Consider the following 20,465-nt stretch of genomic DNA (forward strand, 5'->3'; position numbering starts at 1 on the left):
GATGCGACAGACAGTGCGGGAGTTCCGGCAGCGGGCCGAGGAGAGCGACTTCACCGCCGTCATCGACGACGACGGCCGCCATGCGGCGCGGGACCTCATCGAGCGCGCGGCCGACCTGGCGGAGACCATCACCCCGGACGGGGCGCGGGGCGGCACGATCATGGTCCAGGCCGACAACTCGTGGCGCACGGTCGTGGCCACCCTGGCCGCGGGGATGACCGGCGGCGTACTCGCCGTCGTGAACCGGCACACCACGAGTGCGGAGTTCCTTGCGGCCCTGGAGGACATCCGGCCGGACGTCGTCGTCGCCGAGCCGTCCGCGCTGCGGGAGTGGCAGGGGCCCGGACTGCCGACGGGGCGGACGGCCGAGGCGCTCGGCGGCTGGACCGTCCTGGCCGCCGCCGGCCCGAGGGAGGTCAGCCGCTGGAGGGGCGGTGCCGTCATCGGCTTCACCTCCGGCTCCACCGGGCGCCCCAAGGGCGTCGTCCAGTCGGAGACGGCACTGCGCTACGCCTGCTCCCGGACCCGTGACATCAACGGGCTGTACCCCGGTGACGCGGTGGCCGCCCTCGTTCCGCTGTCCTCCACCGCCGCGTACTGCTTCGGGGTCTGTATGTCCCTCATGCTCGCCGGGCCGCTGGTGCTGACGGGCCGTTGGGACCCGGCGGCCGCCCTCACCCGGCTGGCCGAGCACGAGGTCCGGTGGACCATGTGCGTACCGACGATGGCCCTGCAACTGGGTGCGGCTGCCACGGGGTCGCGGGTTCTGGACGGAGTGCGTGCGATCACGGTGGGCGGCGGTCCCATGGACCGGGGCGCCCTGGCCCGTGCCGAGCGGTCGCTGGGCACCAGGATCCTTAGGGTGTTCGGCATGTCCGAGTGCCTCGGGCACACCTCACCGCGGCCCGACGACACCGAGGAGATCAGACTGGGCAGGGACGGCCGCCCCTTCCCGGGGACCGAGTTGAGAGCGGTCGCCGCCGACGGAACCGTCCTGGGGGCGGGGGAGACGGGGCGTGCCGAGGTCCGCGGCCCCTCCCTCTTCCTCGGGTACGCCCGCGACGGCGAGGTGGAGCCGCCGGCTCTCACCCCGGACGGCTTCCTCCCCACCGGTGACCTGCTGATGACCGCGCGAGACGGCACCGTCACCGTCATGGGCAGGGAGAAGGACGTCATCATCCGCGGCGGCCGCAACCTCGACATCACCGAGATCGAACGCGCCGTCGCCAGCCACCCGAAAGTGGCCCGCGTCTGCGTCGCACCGGTGCCCGACCCCCTGCTCGGCGAACGCCCGGCCGTGCTCGTCGTCTCCGAGAACGGCAGCGGTGACCTCGGCCTCGACGAGATCACCGCACATCTGGAACGTACCGGCCTCTCCAAGGCCAAGTGGCCCGAATTCGCCTTCACCGTCGGTGAGTTGCCGCAGACCAGGGTCGGCAAGCTCGATCGCGGGGGCGCCCGGGAACTCGCCCGCGAACTGCACGCGCTGCTTCCCGTCGTGCCGGGACCGCCCGGCGCGCGACCCGAACCGTCTGAGCTGGGAGATGTATGACGACCCGTTTCGACCGTGGACAGTGGGCGCAGGGCGGAGCCCAGACCGTACGGCCCGGAGTGCACCGCGTACCGCTGCCGCTGCCGGAGGACGGGCTGCGGGCCGTCAACGTCTACGTGCTGGAAGAGGACGACGGGCTGGTGCTGATCGACGGCGGGTGGTCGATCCCGGAGTCCCGCAAGGCGCTGGAGGACGCCCTGGCCGGCCTCGGCCACGACCTCGCCGAGATCAGCCACATCCTGGTCACCCACATCCACCGCGACCACTACACCCAGGCCGTCGAGCTGCGCCGCCTGCTCGGCTCCCGGGTCTACCTCGGCTCCGGCGAGCGGCGCGGACTCGAACTGCTCGGCGAACTGCGCACCGACCAGCCCGTCGGATCGCTCAGGACGCTGCGCCGGGCGGGCGCCGGAGAACTGGCCGACCGTATCGAGGCGATGGACCACGGCGGCTTCGACCCCGCCGTATGGGAGGCGCCCGACCGCTGGCTGGACGCGGAGGAACTGCGGTTCGGGGCCCGGACCCTGCGCGTCGTGCCGACACCCGGCCACACCAGGGGCCATGTGGTCTACCTCGACGAGGCGCGGGGGCTGCTGTTCTCCGGTGACCACGTGCTGCCGCACATCACCCCCTCCATCGGCTTCGAGCTGGGCGACGGCCCCGGACTGCCGCTGGGCGACTACCTCGCCTCACTGCGGCTCATGACCACGCTCGCCGACGCCGCGCTGCTGCCCGCGCACGGACCGGTCGGTCCCAGCGTCCACGGCAGGGTCGCGGAGCTGCTGGCCCACCACGACGACCGGCTCGGCGAGACCCTCGCGGTCCTCGGGGGGCGCACCCTCGACGCCCACGCCGTGGCCCAGGAGCTCGGATGGACCCGGCGGAAGGTGCCGTTCGAGGATCTGAGCCCCTTCAACCGGATGCTGGCCGTCAACGAGACGGCGGCGCATCTGGACGTCCTCGTGGCCCGCGGCCATGCCGCCCGCGCCTCGGCGGACGGCGTGCACCTATACGCCCGGTGCGAAGCCGGCGCCGACACCGGCGGCGACCGGGGATCCGTCCCGGTGCCGGAGCCGGCCGGGCTTCAGCGGGCGGTCCAGCCGCCGTCGACGTAGAGCTCCGAGCCGGTCATGAAGCCCGCGTCGTCCGAGGCGAGGAACGCCACGGCGGCCGCCACCTCCTCGGTCGTGCCCAGCCGGCCGAGCGGGGTGCCCTCGATCATCGCGGTCAGCCGTGGCGTGCCCCGCCACAGCTCCCGGGACAGGGGCGTCTCGATGAAGCCGGGGTGCAGCGAGTTGACCCGCACGCCGCGCCTGCCCCAGTGCAGCGCGGCGTTCTTCGTCATCAGCCGGACCGCTCCCTTGGCAGCGTGGTACGAGAACTGGGCGCCGAAGCCGCCGACCGTGCCGAAGATCGAGGCGATGTTGACGACGGAGCCGCCACCAGAGCGCTCGATGGCCGGGCCACCGTGCTTCATGCCGAGCCACACACCGGTCTGCGTCACGCCGATCACCCGGTCCCAGGACTCCTGGGTCTCGGTCTCCACCGTGCCCATCGCGGCGATCCCGGCGTTGTTGACCAGCACCGACAGGCTTCCCAGACGGTCGGTCACCTCGGCGACGACCGTCTCCCAGGCCGACTCGTCACTGACGTCCAGACGCAGTCCCAGGGCACCGCCCGGCAGTTCGCCGGCGAGCTTCTCGCAGCGCTCCGTGTCGAGATCGGTGACCACGACGGTCGCCCCCTCGGCCGCCAGCCGTCGCACGATCGCCTCGCCGATGCCTCCCGTGGCACCGGTCACCAGCGCCACCTTCGCCGAGAGCCGGGCTTGCCTCACCACGCCACCCACATCCCTTCTCAGACACGCGACAGATCGACCGACAGACCGGAGCGCAGCAGCGCGGGCACCGCCGAGCCGACCCGGTCGAAGCCCGGGCCGACCGTGCGCCCGGCGAGATGGCGGGCGTGGATCCCCTCCGCGATGACCGCCAGCTTGAAATACCCGAGGGCCCGGTGGAAGGGCACTGCCGAGACATCGCGGCCGGAGCCCACCGCGTACCGTTCCGCCAGCTCGGACGCGGAGAGAAAACCCGGGTTGGCCGCCGGGACGTGCCCCTCCCCGAGGACCGCCTCACACGCCGGGTCCCAGTAGACGAGCAGCAGCCCGAGGTCGGCGAGCGGATCGCCGAGCGCGGCCATCTCCCAGTCGACGATCGCGGCGATCCGCCCCGGGTCGGCGGCGTCCAGGATGACGTTGTCCAGCCGGTAGTCACCGTGCAGCACCGACCCGGCGCCGTCGCGCGCGGGCAGGCCTCGCTCCAGCTTCCCGTGCAGCGCGTCCAGTTCGGGCAGCTCACGGGTGGCGACCCGGTCCCACTGGCCGCGCCAGCGCCGCACCTGCCGCTCCACGTAACCGTCCGGGCGTCCGAACCCGCCCAGCCCCACCTCGTGCGGATCGAGGGAGTGCAGCGCGACCAGCTGGTCGACCAGCGCCTCGGAGCACCGTCTCGCGTCCGACGCGGACAGCTCGGCCGCCTGTTCGCCGTCCCGCAGCACAGCACCGTCGACGAAGGTGACGACGGTGAACGGCGCCCCGATCACCGATGTGCCGGCCGAGCAGACCACGGTCCGCGGAACCGGGACCCCGGTATCGGCGAGCGCGGCCATGACGCGGTACTCGCGGTCCATGTCGTGCGCGGTGGGGGTGAGGATGCCCAGCGGCGGCCGGCGCAGCACCCAGCGGTGCGTGCCGTCGGTCACGAGGTACGTGAGATTGGACCGCCCGCCGAGCAGCGGGCGCACCTCCAGAGGGCCGGAACACCCCGGAACCTCGCGCTCGAAGAAGCGCCGCAGCGCGGGCAGGTCCACTCCCGCCACGGCGTCCTCGCCGGCGGCCGTCACCGCACGCCCTCCCGCTCCCGTGCCGCCCGGACCGCCCGCCTGGCGATGGCCCACCGGTGGGTCTCCGAGGGCCCGTCGTACACGCGGAACGGCCTGACCTCCCGGTAGAGGGCGGCCAGCGGAATGTCCTCCGAGATGCCGAGGGCCCCGCAGATCTGCATCGCGCGGTCCACCACCCGGCCCACGGCCTCGGACACGAAGGTCTTCGCGATCGACGTGTGCTGGGCGCCGGGCCCGCCCCGGTCGAGTTCCCAGCAGGCACGCCAGAGCACGGCCCGGCTCGTCTCGAGGTCGATCTCCGAGTCCGCCAGCTGCTGCTGCACCATGCCCAGTTCGGCCAGGGGCCCGCCGAACGCCGTACGCCGGGCGGCGCGGTCCAGGGCGATGTCCTGGGCCCGGCGGGCCACCCCGAGCCAGCGCATGCAGTGGGTCAGCCGGGCGGGCCCCAGACGCACCTGCGCGTACTCGAACCCCTTGTCGACCTCGCCCAGCACCGCGTCGTCCGTCACCTCGCACTCCTCGAAGGCGAGTTCGCTGTGACCGGCGAACAGGGCACGGTCGAGGGTGCCGATGTTCCTGACGACCCTCATGCCGGGGTTGCCGGCGCAGACCAGGAACATGGTCGCGCCGCCCGGGTCGCCGGGTGCGCCGCTGGTGCGCGCCATGCAGATCGTGAACGCGGCCCCGTCCGCCCCGCTGATGAACCACTTGCGGCCGCTGATCCGCCATCCGCCCGGAACCCGGACCGCCGTCGTCGCCAGCGCCCTCGGGTCGGAGCCGGCGCCGGGGGAGGGCTCCGTCATCGCGAAGCACGACCGGGACTCCCCGGCCGCCAGGGGAGCGAGGAAGCGAGCCTTCTGCTCCTCGGTGGCGACCGCTTCCAGGAGGTGCGTGTTGCCCTCGTCGGGCGCGGCACAGTTGAGGGCCAGAGGGCCCAGCAGCGAGTATCCCGCGGCCTCGAAGACGACCGCCTGACCTCGCAGATCAAGGCCGAGCCCGCCCCACCGACGCGGCACATGCGGGGCGAACACGCCCGCCGCGCGGGCGGCCCTTTGAAGCTCGCGCCGCAGGGACTCGGGGCCCGCGTGCACGTCCCCCTGGCAGTCCTCCTCCACCGGCAGCACGGTGTCCCGGACGAAACGCGCCGTCCGCAGCGCGATGTCCGCGACGTCCCGGTCGACATCGAAGTCGATGGCCATACGGCCCCTCTCGATCGTGTACGTGGTGGCGTACGGGTCACACCCCGACCCCGCGCCAGGCGAGCGCGCCGCCGTCGACGACGTACGAGGCACCCGTGATGAACGCCGCGTCGTCGGAGGCCAGGAAGCAGGCGAGCGCCGCCACCTCCTCCGGCCGTCCGAGCCGTCGTACGAGCTGCGGCGCGGTCAGCTCCCGCTCCATGGCGTCGCGGTCGTCGGCCGCCTCGAAGAACTCCCGGGCCAGGGGCGTCTCGATGACACCGGGGCAGAAGCAGTTGCAGCGCACCGGTGCCAGGTCGACCGCGGTGACCTTGGTGAGATGGATGACGCCCGCCTTGGTGGTGCCGTACACCGGGGCCCGGGCGAAGCCCGTGAGCCCGGACACCGAGGCCGTGTTGACGATCGACGGGCCGAGCGTGGAGCGCCGCAGATGGGGCGCGGCGAACTTCGTGGTGAGCCAGACGGCCTTGAGATTGACCTCGTAGACCGCGTCCCACACCTCCTCGGGGAGGGTGTCCACCGCGCGGTCCTGGGGCCGGTCCACGAACGCCGACTCGATCACCCCGGCGTTGTTGACCAGGACGTCCAGCCCACCGAACCGTTCCGCCGCGCGGGCCACCATGGCCTCGACCCGGTCGCGGTCGCGCAGGTCGCAGACGATCGCCTCGGCCTCGGCTCCGGCGGTGCGGACCAGGTCGGCTGTCCCGGCCGCGGTGGCCTCGTTCCGGTCGGCGACCGCGACCGCCGCCGCGCCCCGGCGCGCCATCTCCACGGCGATCGCCTGCCCGATGCCCTGGCCTGCGCCCGTCACGAGCACCGACCTGCCGTCCAGCGACCCCATGACCCTGCCCCCGTTCACAGCTTCTCGAAGATGTCGGAGCCCGCGACCGACATGGCCACGAAGACGCCCGCCGAGGTCACCAGCGTCATGACCAGCGCGATCGCCGCGACCAGCGGATAGGAGCCGTTGGACCAGTAGTCGAACAGGATGGTGCCCATGACCTGCGTCGTGGGTGCCCGCACCAGCAGCGAGGCCGTGAACTCGTGGGTGAGCAGCACGAACATCAGCGCCGCGGCCCCCGCGATCGTGGGGCGCAGCAGCGGAAGCACGATGTCGGTGGTGGTCCGCAGCGCGCCCGCCCCGCTGGTCCGCGAGGCCTCCACGTAGGTGTCACCGAGCGCCACCATCCCGGACAGCTGCATCCGGGTGGCGAAGGGCAGCATCAGCGTGACGTAGACGAGGACGATCACCGTTCGGGTGCCGTACAGGATGAACGGCTCACGGCTGTACGTGAGCAGGAACCCGGCGCCGAAGACCACCGCCGGGATGCCGAGTGGCATCGCCACGATGAAGTCGACCGCGGCCCGGATGACGCGGAACCGGCGCCCCTTCAGCAGCAGCGAGGCGGCGACGAAACCGAGCGGGAGCGCGATGGCGACGGAGATGACCGAGGTGAGGAGGCTGTTGACGATCGCGTCGGTGATCCCCGACTCCTGGAACACCTGCCGGAAGTTGTCCAGCGTGAAGCCGCTGGGCTGGATCTTCCCGCTCCAGAAGGAGGACAGCGACACCACGATGAGCGCGCCCAGGGGCAGCGCCAGGGCCAGCAGGCCGTAGAGGACGATGCCGGTGACCGCCACCCACGACGGCCGTCCGCCGGACCGGAACGCCTTGCCGCCGTGTGTGACGAAGCGGCTGTGGTCGCCGAGGATCACCTTCTGGAAGAAGACGACGGCGATACCGAAGAGCAGCAGCGGCGATCCGATCGCGGCGGCCCTGCCGTAGTCGACCGGGCTCTGCGACACGGCGACGTACATGTCGGTGGTCAGCACGTCGACGCCGTTGTTCCTGCCGAGCAGCAGCGGCCCCGTGAACTGGCCGAGCCCCAGCAACAGGGCCACGAACCCGCCGTACACCAGCACCGGGCGCAGCAGCGGCAGTGTCACCCGGAAGAACACCCCGGCGGGCGAGGAGCCGTTGACCTGCGCCGCCTCGATCAGCTCGGCGTTGATGTTGCCGAAGCCTGCGCTGACGAACAGATAGACGAAGGCGGTCAGGCCGAAGCCCGTGATGAGGACGATCCACGGCATCGTGTAGATGTCGACCGGTCCCTCCTGGAGGTGGTTCCACCAGGGCAGCCGGCGCAGTGCGGCGTTGAGGTAGCCGGGGCGGGGCGAGAACAGGAACGCCCAGCCGGTCACCGATGCCACGGCCGGGACCACGATCGGCAGGATCGGCAGCACGCGCAGCAGCCGCAGGCGGGGCGGAAGCCGGGTCGCAGCCCAGGCCAGGAACGTGCCGAGGACGAGCGCGATGGTCAGCGAGCCCAGGGCGAGACCGGCCGTCGTCCACAGCGTCTTCGCCATGTCCGGGTCGTCGAAGGCGGTGCTGTAGCCGCGGGCGTCGTCCTCGAACGCCAGCCGTTGCAGGCCCACCAGTGGTGCGACCACCAGATAGCCGATCGCGGCGAGGAAGACGAGCGCCCCCAGCCGGGGGAGATGGCGTCGCAGGTGGGAGAGCGCGGTGGGACGCGGTGGGTTCGGCGGCGGGACCGCCGTGGCGGAGGGCGCGGATACGACGGGTGCGGTCACGGCGTCACGCCCTCACCGCGGCCGGGGCTTGCGCGGCTGTCCGTACCCCGTCGGCGTCGTAGTAGAGGGCCGTGTCCTTGGCGAACCAGGCGGTCACCCGCTGGCCGCGCGCCAGACCCCGGGCCCAGGGCATGCCGGTGAGGGGCGCCCGGGCGTGCAGCCGGCTGTCCGCGATCGTGACGACCACGTCCATGTGACGCCCTCCGAACTGTGCGTCCACCACCTCCGCCACGAGGCCGACGCCATGGGCCGGCGGGTTCTCCTCGGCCGGGCGGAGCTGGAGGTCGTCGGGGCGCAGCCGGACGGTGACCTCCGAGTGCGAGCGGGGCACCGGAAGCTCACCGGCCACAGCCGAGCCGTCGGTGACCGTCCATCCCCCGCCCGTGCGCCGCAGCGTGAGGCGGTTCGACATGCCGATGAAGCCGGCGACGTACTCGGTGGCCGGTTCCTCGAAGACCTGCTCCGGAGTGTCGAGTTGCTCGATCCGCCCCGCCCTCATGATCGCCAGACGGTCGCCGAGGGCCAGCGCCTCGCTCTGGTCGTGGGTGACGAACACGGCGGTGAAGCCGAGCCGCGCGTGCAGTTCGTGCAGCTGGGCGCGGACCTGGTCGCGCAGCCGGGCGTCCAGGTTGCTCAGCGGCTCGTCGAAGAGCACCAGGTCGGGCCGGGCGGCGAGGCCCCGGGCCAGGGCGACCCGCTGCTGCTGGCCGCCGCTGAGCTGTGCCGGGTAGCGGTCGAGGAGGGCGGCGCAGTCGACGAGCCGCGCCGCCTCCTCGATGCGCCCGCGCGTCTCCTCGCGGGCCACCCTCCGGGTCCGGAGCGGATAGCCGATGTTGCGGCGCACGGTCATGTGCGGCCACAGCGCGTACGACTGGAACACCATCCCGATGTTCCGTTTGTTCGGCGGCAGGTCGACCTTGTCGCGCAGGTCCAGCACGGTCCGGTCGCCCAGCGAGATGCGTCCCTCGTCGGGTGTCTCCAGACCGGCCAGGCAGCGCAGGGTCGTGGTCTTCCCACATCCGCTCGGGCCGAGGAGCACGATGAACTCGCCCGGTTCGATCTCCAGTGACAGATCGTCCACGGCGACCGCGGGCGGTTTGCCGGCGAACCTTTTCGTCAGACCCTCGATGCGCACGTGGGACACGGACAACTCCTTACATCGGCTCGCACGGGGCAGCGGGACTTCTACTGGAAGAGGGACTTCCATTTCTTCTGGTACGCGGCCACGGCGTCCGGTGTGAGCTTGGCCGGATCCTGCACCCGGACCTTGTCGTTGGTGATCACCGTGCCGGGGATCCCGGGCAGCACCGAGCCGGCGGACGGCGTGATCAGCTTCTGTCCCTCGGCGGTCACCATGAAGTTGGCGAAGAGCTGTCCGGCGTTGGGGTGCGGGGCGCTCTCCAGCACCATCCCGTAGTACCGGGCCCCCCATGCGCCGTTCGGTGCCATGCGGTAGTCGACGGGCGCGCCCTTCTTCTTGGCGGGCTCGAGCGTGATCGGGGCGACGAAGCTGCCGGCGGCGATCTCGCCGGACGTCAGGGCCTCGCCCATGGGCAGGGAGCTGGGGTAGATGCGCGGCTTCTGGGCGGCCAGCTTCTTCACGAAGCCGGCGCCGTACTTCTCCTCCAGCCACAGGTAGAAGTCGACGATCGACGGCGCCGTCGGCTCGATGACGCCGATCTTTCCGCCCTTGAGCGACGGGTCGAGCAGGCCCGTGTAGTCGGTCAGCCCCTTGGGGTAGAGCTTGGTGTTCCAGCCGAAGGTGAGCACCGCGGAGTTGGTCTCGAAGTAGTTGCCCTCGTGGACGTACTTCTTGGCGTCGTAGTCGCCCTTGCCGGTCAGTTCGGGGCCGGTCGGCGCCAGGAAGCGCTTGGCCTCGGCCTGCGGTTTCACCCAGGACAGGCTTGCGCTGACGTACATGTCGGCGATGCCCTTGCCGGTGTTGAACTCGGTCTCGACCTTCACGCCGAGGTCACCGTCGACGCCCCGGACCGTGTTGACGTCGATCCCCGGGTACTTGGCCTCGAAGGCCTTCGCGAGGTTGTTGAGGGCTGTCAGGTCCTGAGCCGAGTAGACAGTGACCTTTCCTTCCTTCTTCGCTGCGACGACCAGTTCGCTCATGCCCGCCGAGGCGGGCACGACCTTGGACTCGGCGTTGTCGTCGTTTCCACCGCCGCATGCGGTGGCCAGCAGTGAGGTGATCGTCAGCAGGATGAGCAAAGCCCCACGCCGTCGTGGATCTGATCTCATTCTCGGCTCCCTTGGGCCAGGGCGAAGAACGTCAAGATTTCACGGAAGTTACCAAACTGAACTAGGTTAGGCAATAGGGTGCGCAAGCGGCGCGAGGAGGGGGTCCGTGGGTGGCCGCCCCTGGTGTCAGCTGGTGAAAGGCTGGTTGACGACTGGGGCGGGTCGGTCGGGCATCCGGCCCGGGATCGTTGTTGAAGTCATTTCAGTTCTGTGGCAGCGGCGTCGGGCTGGGCCGCGGGTGCCGGCGGCGTTCTCAAGATGCGTGACGCCGTCGATCCGCACAAGCCTCTCGGCGTTCTCCGCTGCCGCCCCCGTCAGCCGGGGCCCCTCCGCCCCTCGGGCGCGGTGCGCGGTGTCGCGGTGTGCGCCGCGGTGAGTCCGAACACGAGGGCCGACGCGATGCCACCCGCGTAGGCCCGGTACCACAGGCCTCCGGTGTCCGAACCGGCAGCGAGGAGCCCTTCCACGGGCTCCCCGTCCTCTCCCAGCGCCCGCGCCCGGTCGTCGATGCGCACCCCGTGGAACGGGAAGGTGAGGGCAGGCACCGCCTCGATGACGTAGTACGGCGGTTCGTCGAGCGGCGCCCGGTCGAGCAGGCGGCCCGGCACCGGCTCCGCACCGGCCGCCGTCCGGGCGTTGAACCGCTCGACGGCCGCGCGCACGGCCGGTCCGTCGTACCCCCACTCCTCGGGTAGGTGATCAAGCTCGTCGAGGTTCTCGGCGAAGCCGGCCCGGCCGCCCCTTCGGGCGGCCAGCGCGAACTTGTCGACGGCGACCGCCCCCTGCACGTACGAGCCCACCACCCAGTCGCGGAACACGCGCGCGTCGGCGATGAGGAGCCCGCGGTTCTCGGGTTGCTCCATCAGCGCCATCGTCGTCAGGTGGTCCCCGAGCGTCTCATCGGTGAACCGCTCGTTGTCCACGTTGAGCAGCAGCGCGTGCTCGCTGTAGTACAGCGACAGATCCACGAAATCGGACGGGTCCCTGAACGGGACGCCGCTCGGGATCAGATGTCCGTAGAAACCGGCCCCGGGCAGCCCGGTCGACGCCCCGGCGGCGGTCGCCAGGCGGTAGCCGGCTCCCCTGCTGTGGGGGTTGGAACGCAGTTCCAGCCGGCCGGCGCGAGGATGCACGAGCTCGTTCCGGAGCTCCGCGTCGCCCTGGAAGCCTCCCGTGGCCAGGAGGGTCGAGGTGGCGCGCACCTGCCGGCGCGTGCCCTCGCCCGTGACGAGTACCGCTCCGGTGACGGCGCCGTCCTCCAGGACGAGCCGCTCGGTATCGGTCTCGAGGAGCAGTTCACCACCCGCCTCGACGATGATGCGGCGGCAGGTGTCGGCATAGTGATTCGTGTCGAACTGGTGCCCCTGCCCGAAACCGAGGATGGGCTGGGGGTCCTTGGCCTCGACCCCGGTGCTCCGGATCCACGCGATGCCCTCCTGGAACCGGTCCACGAGCGCGCGCTTCAGTGAGACGTCTCCGCCGGGGTTGTGCCGGTCCATCGCCTCGTGGCTCGGGGCGGTCCAGGCGTACCCCGCGTAGCGCGCGGATCCGCCGACGTCGCCGCTGATCTCGACGACGGTGACGGACAGTCCGTCGCGGACGGCTCTCGCGCCCGCGGTCAGCCCGGCCATGCCTGCCCCGATGACGAGCAGGTCGACCGTTCGGTGGTCCGGCATTCGCACCCCGTCCTCGCGTCAGTTCACGCTGTCGGTACTCCCGGCGCCCTCGGGGCCGCCTCGGACGGCGGCGCGCTCGCGCCGGGGCACGCCGTCGATCCGTACGAGCGTCTTTCCGGTGTTGTCGCCGCGCAGCAGTCCCGCGAGCGCCGCAGGCGCCCGCGTCAGCCCGTCGACGATCGTCTCGCGCCATCGCAGGCGGCCCTCGCCGATCCAGGTGCCCATCTGCCGCCTCATCTCGGGCAGCACATGCGTGTGTTCGCTGCCGCGGAAGCCGCGGATCGTCAGGCTCTTCGTCACGGCCAGCATGAGGTTGTCGGGGCCGTGCGGCGGCTCATCCGCCGCATACTGCGAGATCATGCCGCAGACGGCGACGCGGCCGGACTTCCGCAGCGCTCCGAGAGCGGCCTGGAGATGGTCGCCGCCGACGTTGTCGAAGTACACGTCCACGCCGTCCGGTGCCGCCGCGCGCAGCAGGTCGGGGAGGCTGCCGCTCCGGTGGTCGAACGCGGCGTCCAGGCCCAGCTCATCCAGGAGGTAGCGCACCTTCTCCTCGGAACCGGCGCTGCCGATGACGCGATGGCCGCGGATCTTCGCCAGCTGTGCGACGAGGCTGCCGACGGCCCCGGCCGCGGCGGAGACCCACACGACGTCGCCGTCGCGCAGCCCCGCCACGTGGAAGAGGCCGGCGTAGGCGGTGAGGCCGGTGGCGCCGAGCACACCGAGGTGCGCCTGGGGCGGTGCGACGCGTACGTCGAGCCTGGTGAGGGCGCCGACACCGCCGAGCGCCTGCTTCCCCGCCTCGACGATCGCGTAGTCGCGCCAGCCGGAGGCGTGCGACACCGTGTCACCGGGAGCGAACCCGGCGGCGCGCGACTCGACGACCTCCCCGACGGTCATGATCCCGTCCATGGCCTGGCCGAGGGGGAAGGCCGGAAAGTAGCCGGGGGGCGCCGTCTTCCTGAGCCGCAGCCGGAGCGCGGCGTCGATGGACGTCCAGGTGTTCCGGACCAGCACCTCGCCCGGCCCTGGCCGCCGCACCGCGGTTTCGGCGACGCGGAAGTCGGACGCCCGGATCTCGCCGCGGGGGTAGGCGACCGGCCGGACCTCACGGCCGATCGTCACCGCGCCCGGGCGGGACGCCTGATCCGCCCCGCCCAGGGCGCGCATCTGGTCCATGAACTGAACTTGTATCATGACGCGGTTTTCCCGTCCACCGCTTGCAGTCATGGAAACAGATAGTGCGATCGCCGATGAACTTGAAGTGAGTTCACCTATTCAACCCCGGGGCAGGTCAGGCGGAGAGCCGGTGCTGTGCGTGCTGGTCCTAGGACGAGGCGACCCACCTTCCCCGCAGTCCGAGCGGCCCGGTGCGGGGAACATGGAACGCATGGCCGTCAACGTCGATCTCAGTCAGTTCCTGCGCCGATGCCGTGCGCGCATGGCACCCGAATCGGTGGGCCTGCCGGAGGGTGGCGCCTACCGGCGCGTGCCGGGCCTGCGGCGCGAGGAAGTCGCGCAGCTCGCCGGCGTCAGCACGGACTACTACACACGGCTGGAGCAGGGCCGCAACATCACTCCCTCGGACAGCGTGCTGGGGGCGATCGCCGAGGCGCTGCGGCTGGACGACGCCGAGCGTGCCCACCTCTTCGACCTGACGAGACCCAAACCGGCCAAGGCCCGCCGTGGTACGCCCGCCGTGCAGAAGGCCCGGCCCGGGCTGCGCCGGTTCCTGGACTCCTTCGGCGACCACGCGGGGTTCGTCCTCGGCCGGCGCGGTGACGTGCTGGCGACCAACCATCTGTGCCGGGTGCTGATGGCCGACTTCGACGCCATGCCCTACCGCGAGCGCAACCTGACCCGCTGGATCGTCCTGGACCCCGAGGCACGGGAGCTGTACGAGGACTGGGAGAAGATCGCCGCGGAGATGACCGCGATCCTGCGGCTGGACGCTGGACGGCACCCTGACGACACCCGCACCGCCGAGCTGGTGGGGGAGCTGACCATGAAGAGCGAGCACTTCCGCCGCTGGTGGGACGACCACAAGGTCCTCGACCGCACCTTCGGCCAGAAGCACTTCCGCCACCCGGTGGTGGGCCCGCTGACCATCGACTACCAGGCGTTCACCCTGCCCGGCGAGGAGGACCAGACCCTGTTCCTCTACATGCCCGCACAGGACCAGGCTTCGCAGGAGGCCTGGCAGCTGCTGACCAGCTGGAACGCCGACGAGACCGCCGTACGGCCCGAACCCGCCGACCCTTCCCCGACAGAACGGAGCACCCCGTGAGCGACACCGCCCCTGACTCCCACCGCCCGCTGGCCCTGGTGACCGGAGCCTCGGCCGGCATCGGCTACGAACTGGCGCTGCTGCTCGCCGTCAACGGCTTCGACCTGGTGGCGACGGGCCGCGGCGAGAACACCGACAAGGCGGCCGCCGAACTGGCCGTATACGGCGGCGAGGTCAGGGCCGTGCGCGCCGACCTCGCCGAGTCCGACGGCGTGGAGACCGTCTGGCGCGCCGTGGAGGAGACCGGCCGGCCACTCGAAGCGGCCGTCCTCAACGCCGGGCGCAGCATCGGCGGGGCCTTCCTCGACACCGACCTCGACGACGAACTGAGCCTGATCGATCTGAACGTCACCTCCGTCGTCCACCTGGCCAAGCACGTCGCCCGGCACATGGCGGCCAACCGGCGCGGCCGCATCCTGATCACCTCATCGCTCTCCGCCACCCTGCCCACGCCCTACGAGACCGTCTACGGACCCTCACGCGCCTTCACCCGCATGTTCGCCCTCGGCCTGCGCGAAGAGCTCAAGGAACACGGCGTCAGCGTCACCACACTCATGCCCGGCGCCACCGACAGCGACTTCCACGCCCGCGCCGGCATGAACAACACGGCCTTCGGTCCGGGCATGCGGAAGAACAACCGCAAGGACGTCGCCCGTCAGGGCTTCCTTGCGATGATGGACGGCCGGGCCCAGGTCGTCGGAGGCGACCTCGCGACCCGGCGCACGGCCCTGAAGCACCGCTTCCTGCCCGAAACGCTCAAGGCCGCGCGCCACGCCCGCATGGCCGCTCCGCGCACCTGAGCGCGCGGCGGCCGTCCGCGCGGCGGGAGTTCGGCCCGCGCGGGGAGTTCCGGTCGCCGGGCCACGGCTAATCTGCACGGGTGACCACCGACCTGACCCTGCTGCCGCGTGTCGCCTACCGCGGACAGGAGGTCACCGCACCCCGGCTCCGGGGCCTCCTCGCGCTGCTCGCGGGCGACTTGCGCACCGGCTGCAGCACCGACCGCCTCGTGGCGGGGCTGTGGCCGGACGAGCTGCCGGAGCGGCCGGCGAAGGCGCTGCAGGTCCTCGTGTCCAGGGCGCGGGGGCAGCTGGGCGCCGACGTCATCGCCGGCACCCCGACCGGCTACCGGCTCACCCTCGCCGAGGACCAGGTCGACAGCGCCGCCCTGCTGCGGCACTCCACCGCCTGCGCGGACCGGGCCAGGGCCGGGGACCACGCCGGATCGCTGGCGGCCGCCGACGCCGGGCTCGCGCTCTGGGAGGGCACCCCTGCCGGGGCCGCGGACACCGGCGACCCGCTGGCCGCGCTGCGCACCGAACGCGCTCCCGTGCGTGGCGCGCTCGTCCGCGCGCGGGCCCTCGCGCTCGCCCGCCTGGGACGCCACGCGGAGGCGGCCGGACCGCTGGCCGTGGCCGCCGCGGAGCATCCCCGCGACGAGGAAGTGCTCGCCGAACTGCTGCGCGCCGAGGCCGCGACGGCCGGCCCGTCCGCCGCGCTGACGCGGTACGAGGCCTACCGCCGCGAGCTGCGCGACGAGCTCGGCACGGATCCCGGCGCCGGGCTCAAGGCCGTACAGCGGGAGCTGCTGCGCGGCGAGGCGCCCGCGGTCAGACACGGCGTGCCGCACGAGCCGAACCCGCTCCTCGGCCGGGACGAGGACATCGCGGCGGTGGAACGGCTGCTGCGCGTCTCCCGCGCCGTCACCGTCGCCGGCCCCGGCGGCCTCGGCAAGACCCGGCTCGCGCACGCCGTAAGCCGCCGGGCCGAGCAGCGCGTGGTGTACTTCGTGCCGCTCGCCGGCGTCACCGCGGACGCGGACGTGACCGCTGAGGTCGCCTCCGCGCTCGGCGCGGGCGAGGGGCGGCCCGGTGCCGCCCTGAGCGGCCACGATCCCGTGTCCGGCATCCTCGGCGTGCTCGGCCCCGGGCCCGCTCTGCTGGTGCTGGACAACTGCGAGCAGATCGTCCGGGGCGCCGCCGACCTGGTCCGGGCACTGGTCTCCGCGTCGAAGGACCTGCGGGTGCTCGCCACGAGCCGAGCGCCCCTCGGTCTGACGTCGGAGGCGGTGTACGCGCTGCCGGAGCTGGAACTCGCCACCTCGGTCGAGCTGTTCACACAGCGGGCCCGGGCCGCCCGGCCCGGCGTGCGGTTGCCGCCGGACGCGGTGGCCGAACTGTGCGGCCACCTCGACGGGCTGCCGCTCGCCGTGGAACTGGCGGCGGCGCGGGTGCGAGTGCTGTCGGTGCCGGAGATCGCCCGCCGCCTCGGCGACCGGTTCGCGCTGCTGCGCGGCGGGGCGCGGGACGTCCCGGAACGTCACCGCACCCTGCACGCGGTCGTGGACTGGAGCTGGAACCTCCTCGACGAGGAGGCCAGGGCGGCGCTGCGCCTGCTGTCCGTCTTCCCCGGCGGCTTCACCGGCGAGGCGGCGGAACAGGTCCTGGGCGAGGACGGGGACGCGCTGTTCCTGCTGGAGCAACTGGCCGACCAGTCGCTGCTCACCGTCGCCGACACCTCGGCCGGTGTGCGGTTCCGGATGCTGGAGACCGTACGGGAGTTCAGCGCGGCCCGGCGCACGGAGGCCGGCGAGGACGAGGAGGCCGTCGACCGGTTCCTCGCCTGGGCGCGGGACTTCGGGGTCGCGTACCACGACTGGTTCTTCGGCTCGGGGCCGCTGTCCGCCTGGGAGCGGATCAGGGCCGAGCAGGACAACCTCGTGCCGGCCCTGCGGCACGCCCTGGCCCGTACGGACGGCCCCACCATCGCCGCCCTCACCGCGGTCCTCACCGCCCTGTGGTCCACCGGCTCCAACTTCACCCGCCTCACCACCCTCGCCGCGGAGACCGGTCCGCGCCTGTCGCACTACTACCCCGAGCCCGAGTACGTCGAAGTCGCCCGTGCCGCCGCGGTGTTGTCCACGGCGACCCTGTTCATGGGCTACGGCCCGCACGTCGTACGCCAGCTCGTCACCCTCCGGCGGCTGCCCCCGGCACCGCCGGACACCCTGGTGCGCGCCATCGCGATCGTGCTGGGCGCGGTCCCCGAGATGCTGCCGCCCGACTACGAGGTGCTGCGCAGGCTCTGCGACAGCGAGCAGCCGCTGCTCGCCGGCATCGCCGAGTGTGTCGCCACCTACGTCTGGGAGTACGAGCACGACATCGACCGCGCGCACGCCTCGGCGCGGCGGATCATCGCCGCACTCGGGCCGGTCGACAACCCGTTCCTGCACGTCATGGGCCACGCCAGGCTGGGCGAGCTGTGCCTGAGGACGGAGCAGGGCGAGGCCGCGTACGAGCATCTCAAGGCGGCGCTGGAGGCACTGCCGCGGCTCGGTGACGAACACGACTCCATCGGCGTACGCAGTGGCCTCGTCCTCGCCTGCCTGCACCGCGGCGATCCCGACGAGGCCGAGTACTGGCTACGGCAGGCGGAGGGCCACAACGCCCCGCTGCAGGACGACTTCCACAGCCCCGGCCTCGGCGGGCGCGCCGAGATCGCGCTCGCCCGCGGGCTGACGGAGGTCGGGCTCGGCCTGTGGCGCAGCGCAGTGGAGGCGATGGCCGAGGTCGGGCCGGTGGACGGCGGCGATCCCTTCCTCGACCGGTGGGTGCTGCAGATCCGGTCGGCAGCGGTGACGGCGCACGCACACGTGGGCCGTCTGGAGCTGGTCGCGGAGGTCGTCGACGGGCTGCGGCAGGAGCTGCGGACCATGCTCGACGGTCCGGCCGGCTCGCCCATGGAGCTTCAATACGGGACGGCGCTGCACGCCCTCGGCATGGCAGGGCTCGCGTCCGGCGACTCCTCGGCCGTACGGATGATCGCGCTGGCCGAACGGCTGCGGGTGCTGCGCGACTACCAGCCCACGATGTCGGCGGCCCGGGCCCGGCGGGCGGCCGAGAAGGCCGACAGGGCGGCCTACGCCGACGCGGTGTCGGAGTACGCCGCCCTGGAGCGGAACGAGTTGCGGGATGCGGCCCGCGCTGTCATGGCGGTCGCCGCTACTTCGGGTCGCGGTTGAACTGCGCCGTCGACCAGCGGTAGCCGAGTGCGCTCAGGCCGACGCACCAGGCGACGGCGATCCAGCCGTTGTTGCCGATCTCGGTACCGAGGAGCAGACCGCGCAGGGTTTCGATGGCGGGGGTGAAGGGCTGGTACTCGGCGATCGGCTGGAACCAGCCCGGCATGGTGTCAGCCGGGATGAAGGCGCTGGAGATGAGCGGGAGAAGGATCAGCGGCATGGCCATGTTGCTGGCCGCCTCGGGGTTGGGACTGGCCATGCCCATGCCGACGGCGATCCAGGTGAGGGCGAGGGAGAACAGGGCGAGCAGGCCGAACGCCGCGAGCCATTCCAGCGGGGTGGCGTCGGTGGAGCGGAAACCCATCGCGACGGCGACGACACTGACCAGGACCAGGCTGGCGAGCACCTGCAGCACGCTGCCGACGACGTGCCCGATGAGCAGAGAGCCCCGGTAGATCGCCATCGTCCGGAAGCGGGCGATGAGGCCCTCGGTCATGTCCATGGAGACGGCGATCGCGGCCCCGATCACCGTGCTGCCGATGGTCATCATCAGCAGGCCCGGGACGATGTAGGCGATGTAGTCGGAGCGGTCGGCGCCGCTGCCACCGATGCCCGCGCTCATCACGTCGCCGAAGATGTAGACGAAGAGCAGCAGCAGCATGATCGGCGTGAGCAGCAGGTTCAGCGTCATCGACGGATAGCGGCGGGCGTGCAGCAGGTTGCGGCGCAGCATCGTGGACGAGTCGCGGACGGCGAGGGAGAGGGAGCTCATCGGACGTTCTCCTTGGGCTGGCTGGGCTGACTGGGGACGGTGGTGGGGCCGGTCAGGGCGAAGAACACGTCGTCGAGGTCGGGGGTGTGCACGGTCAGCTCGTCCGCCTCGACACCGGCCGTGTCGAGCCAGTCGAGGATGGAGCGCAACTCGCGCTGGCTGCCGTCGCTCGGAATCTGCAGCGCCAGTGCCTCGTCGTCGCGGGTGACCTCGCGCAGCGCGGCGGCGGCCGACCGGTAGACGTCCGGGTCGGTGAAGCGCAGCCGCACATGCCCGCCGGGGATGAGCCGCTTGAGTTCCTCGGCGCTGCCCTCGGCGGCGATCCCGCCGTCGTTCAGCACCGCGATGCGGTCGGCGAGTTCGTCGGCTTCCTCCAGGTACTGGGTGGTGAGGAAGACGGTCGCCCCGTCGGAGACCAGCTCGCGGATGATGCCCCACATGGTGTGACGGGAGCGGGGGTCGAGTCCGGTGGTGGGCTCGTCGAGGAAGATGATCCGCGGGTTCCCGACCAGGGTCATGGCGATGTCGAGGCGGCGCTTCATGCCGCCGGAGTAGGTGGAGGCGGGCTTCTTCGCGGCGTCGGTGAGGTCGAATCGCTCCAGCAGCTCGGCGGCCACCCGCCGTCCCTCCTGCCTGGACAGGTGGTGGAGGTCCGCCATGAGGAGCATGTTCTCCTCGCCGGTGATCAGCCCGTCGACGGCGGAGAACTGCCCGGTGACACCGATCGCGGCCCGCACGGCCTGCGGGGCGGCGGCCAGGTCGTGTCCGCCCACCCGCAGTTCACCGGCGTCGGCGGTGATGAGGGTGGAGAGGATCTTGACGGCGGTGGTCTTGCCGGCGCCGTTCGGACCGAGCAGGGAGAAGACCGTGCCGGCCGGCACCGCCAGGTCGATGCCGTCGAGGACCGTCTTGTCCCCGTAGGCCTTGCGCAGTCCCTTGGCCGAGATGGCGAGGGAGCGCGATGTCGTTGTGGTCATGCCGCAGAGCTTGCGGCAGGGCGCATTCAGCGCGGTTTCACCATGGTTTCAGCGCCCTGGAACCGGGCGGGGCGGGAAACGGGGCCGACGGGAAACGGGGCCGACGGGAAACGGGGCCGGCGGGAATTCTCGAACCTCATCCGTCACTCGCGTTTCAGGCATCGGTGTTTCGGACAACTCCTGCCGCCCGACAGCGGCTTCAACGCGGCGTTCCCGTGTCCGAGCCCTTGCCGTGTCC

The 20,465-nt window shown here is 71.9% G+C and carries 16 protein-coding genes; 5 read left to right on the forward strand and 11 right to left on the reverse strand.

Annotation, left to right across the window (positions count from 1 at the left end):
* The first annotated feature begins 1 nt into the window (after position 1).
* Together ACIBK5_RS31995 and ACIBK5_RS32000 are read left to right on the forward strand one after the other, a co-directional pair.
* Positions 2–1,552: a class I adenylate-forming enzyme family protein gene (locus tag ACIBK5_RS31995; protein WP_399024993.1), complete on the forward strand. Its 1,551-nt coding sequence runs from the start codon at positions 2–4 to the stop codon at positions 1,550–1,552.
* Complete coding sequence (locus tag ACIBK5_RS32000; protein ID WP_399024995.1) at positions 1,549–2,667, forward strand: MBL fold metallo-hydrolase; 1,119 nt, start codon at positions 1,549–1,551, stop codon at positions 2,665–2,667. Before ACIBK5_RS31995 ends, ACIBK5_RS32000 begins: the two co-directional genes overlap by 4 nt.
* Here the strand turns inward: ACIBK5_RS32000 and ACIBK5_RS32005 are convergent.
* The 9 genes from ACIBK5_RS32005 to ACIBK5_RS32045 form a co-directional block, all read right to left on the reverse strand.
* Entirely contained in the window at positions 2,637–3,389 is a 753-nt protein-coding gene (locus ACIBK5_RS32005; protein WP_399025294.1) for an SDR family NAD(P)-dependent oxidoreductase, read from the reverse strand. The genes ACIBK5_RS32000 and ACIBK5_RS32005 overlap by 31 nt on opposite strands.
* 20 nt (positions 3,390–3,409) lie before the next feature.
* Positions 3,410–4,453 carry a phosphotransferase family protein gene (locus ACIBK5_RS32010; protein WP_399024997.1) on the reverse strand — a complete coding sequence of 348 codons (1,044 nt, stop codon included), beginning with the start codon at positions 4,451–4,453 and terminating at the stop codon, positions 3,410–3,412.
* The gene (locus ACIBK5_RS32015; RefSeq protein WP_399024999.1) at positions 4,450–5,652 is read right to left on the reverse strand and encodes an acyl-CoA dehydrogenase family protein; all 1,203 of its coding nucleotides are present in this window, start codon (positions 5,650–5,652) and stop codon (positions 4,450–4,452) included. Before ACIBK5_RS32015 ends, ACIBK5_RS32010 begins: the two co-directional genes overlap by 4 nt.
* Before the next feature lie 37 nt (positions 5,653–5,689).
* Complete coding sequence (locus ACIBK5_RS32020; protein WP_399025001.1) at positions 5,690–6,493, reverse strand: SDR family NAD(P)-dependent oxidoreductase; 804 nt, start codon at positions 6,491–6,493, stop codon at positions 5,690–5,692.
* Positions 6,494–6,507: 14 nt separating this feature from the next.
* Positions 6,508–8,244 (reverse strand): ABC transporter permease, encoded by a 1,737-nt coding sequence (locus ACIBK5_RS32025; protein WP_399025003.1) that lies wholly within the window; start codon positions 8,242–8,244, stop codon positions 6,508–6,510.
* 4 nt (positions 8,245–8,248) lie between these two features.
* Positions 8,249–9,388 carry an ABC transporter ATP-binding protein gene (locus ACIBK5_RS32030; protein WP_399025005.1) on the reverse strand — a complete coding sequence of 380 codons (1,140 nt, stop codon included), beginning with the start codon at positions 9,386–9,388 and terminating at the stop codon, positions 8,249–8,251.
* 41 nt (positions 9,389–9,429) lie between these two features.
* Positions 9,430–10,494, reverse strand: a complete 1,065-nt coding sequence (locus ACIBK5_RS32035) for an extracellular solute-binding protein (RefSeq protein ID WP_399025007.1) — start codon at positions 10,492–10,494, stop codon at positions 9,430–9,432.
* A gap of 314 nt (positions 10,495–10,808) precedes the next feature.
* Positions 10,809–12,170: an FAD-binding protein gene (locus tag ACIBK5_RS32040; RefSeq protein ID WP_399025009.1), complete on the reverse strand. Its 1,362-nt coding sequence runs from the start codon at positions 12,168–12,170 to the stop codon at positions 10,809–10,811.
* An 18-nt stretch (positions 12,171–12,188) separates the two neighbouring features.
* The gene (locus tag ACIBK5_RS32045) at positions 12,189–13,340 is read right to left on the reverse strand and encodes an NADP-dependent oxidoreductase (RefSeq protein WP_399025296.1); all 1,152 of its coding nucleotides are present in this window, start codon (positions 13,338–13,340) and stop codon (positions 12,189–12,191) included.
* A gap of 220 nt (positions 13,341–13,560) precedes the next feature.
* On the opposite strand from ACIBK5_RS32045, the gene ACIBK5_RS32050 reads away from it, so the two are divergent.
* The 3 genes from ACIBK5_RS32050 (at position 13,561) to ACIBK5_RS32060 (ending at position 18,478) form a co-directional block, all read left to right on the forward strand.
* The gene (locus ACIBK5_RS32050; RefSeq protein WP_399025011.1) at positions 13,561–14,457 is read left to right on the forward strand and encodes a helix-turn-helix transcriptional regulator; all 897 of its coding nucleotides are present in this window, start codon (positions 13,561–13,563) and stop codon (positions 14,455–14,457) included.
* Complete coding sequence (locus ACIBK5_RS32055; RefSeq protein ID WP_399025013.1) at positions 14,454–15,257, forward strand: SDR family NAD(P)-dependent oxidoreductase; 804 nt, start codon at positions 14,454–14,456, stop codon at positions 15,255–15,257. Before ACIBK5_RS32050 ends, ACIBK5_RS32055 begins: the two co-directional genes overlap by 4 nt.
* 80 nt (positions 15,258–15,337) lie before the next feature.
* Positions 15,338–18,478, forward strand: a complete 3,141-nt coding sequence (locus ACIBK5_RS32060) for an ATP-binding protein (RefSeq protein ID WP_399025015.1) — start codon at positions 15,338–15,340, stop codon at positions 18,476–18,478.
* Here ACIBK5_RS32060 and ACIBK5_RS32065 read toward each other — a convergent pair.
* Together ACIBK5_RS32065 and ACIBK5_RS32070 are read right to left on the reverse strand one after the other, a co-directional pair.
* Positions 18,459–19,250 carry an ABC transporter permease gene (locus ACIBK5_RS32065; RefSeq protein WP_399025017.1) on the reverse strand — a complete coding sequence of 264 codons (792 nt, stop codon included), beginning with the start codon at positions 19,248–19,250 and terminating at the stop codon, positions 18,459–18,461. The genes ACIBK5_RS32060 and ACIBK5_RS32065 overlap by 20 nt on opposite strands.
* The gene (locus ACIBK5_RS32070; RefSeq protein ID WP_399025019.1) at positions 19,247–20,227 is read right to left on the reverse strand and encodes an ATP-binding cassette domain-containing protein; all 981 of its coding nucleotides are present in this window, start codon (positions 20,225–20,227) and stop codon (positions 19,247–19,249) included. The genes ACIBK5_RS32065 and ACIBK5_RS32070 overlap by 4 nt, the downstream gene beginning before the upstream one ends.
* Positions 20,228–20,465: the final 238 nt, after the last annotated feature.

Origin of the sequence: Streptomyces sp. NPDC050546 (assembly GCF_044457425.1) — a bacterium.
GTDB lineage: Bacteria > Actinomycetota > Actinomycetes > Streptomycetales > Streptomycetaceae > Streptomyces.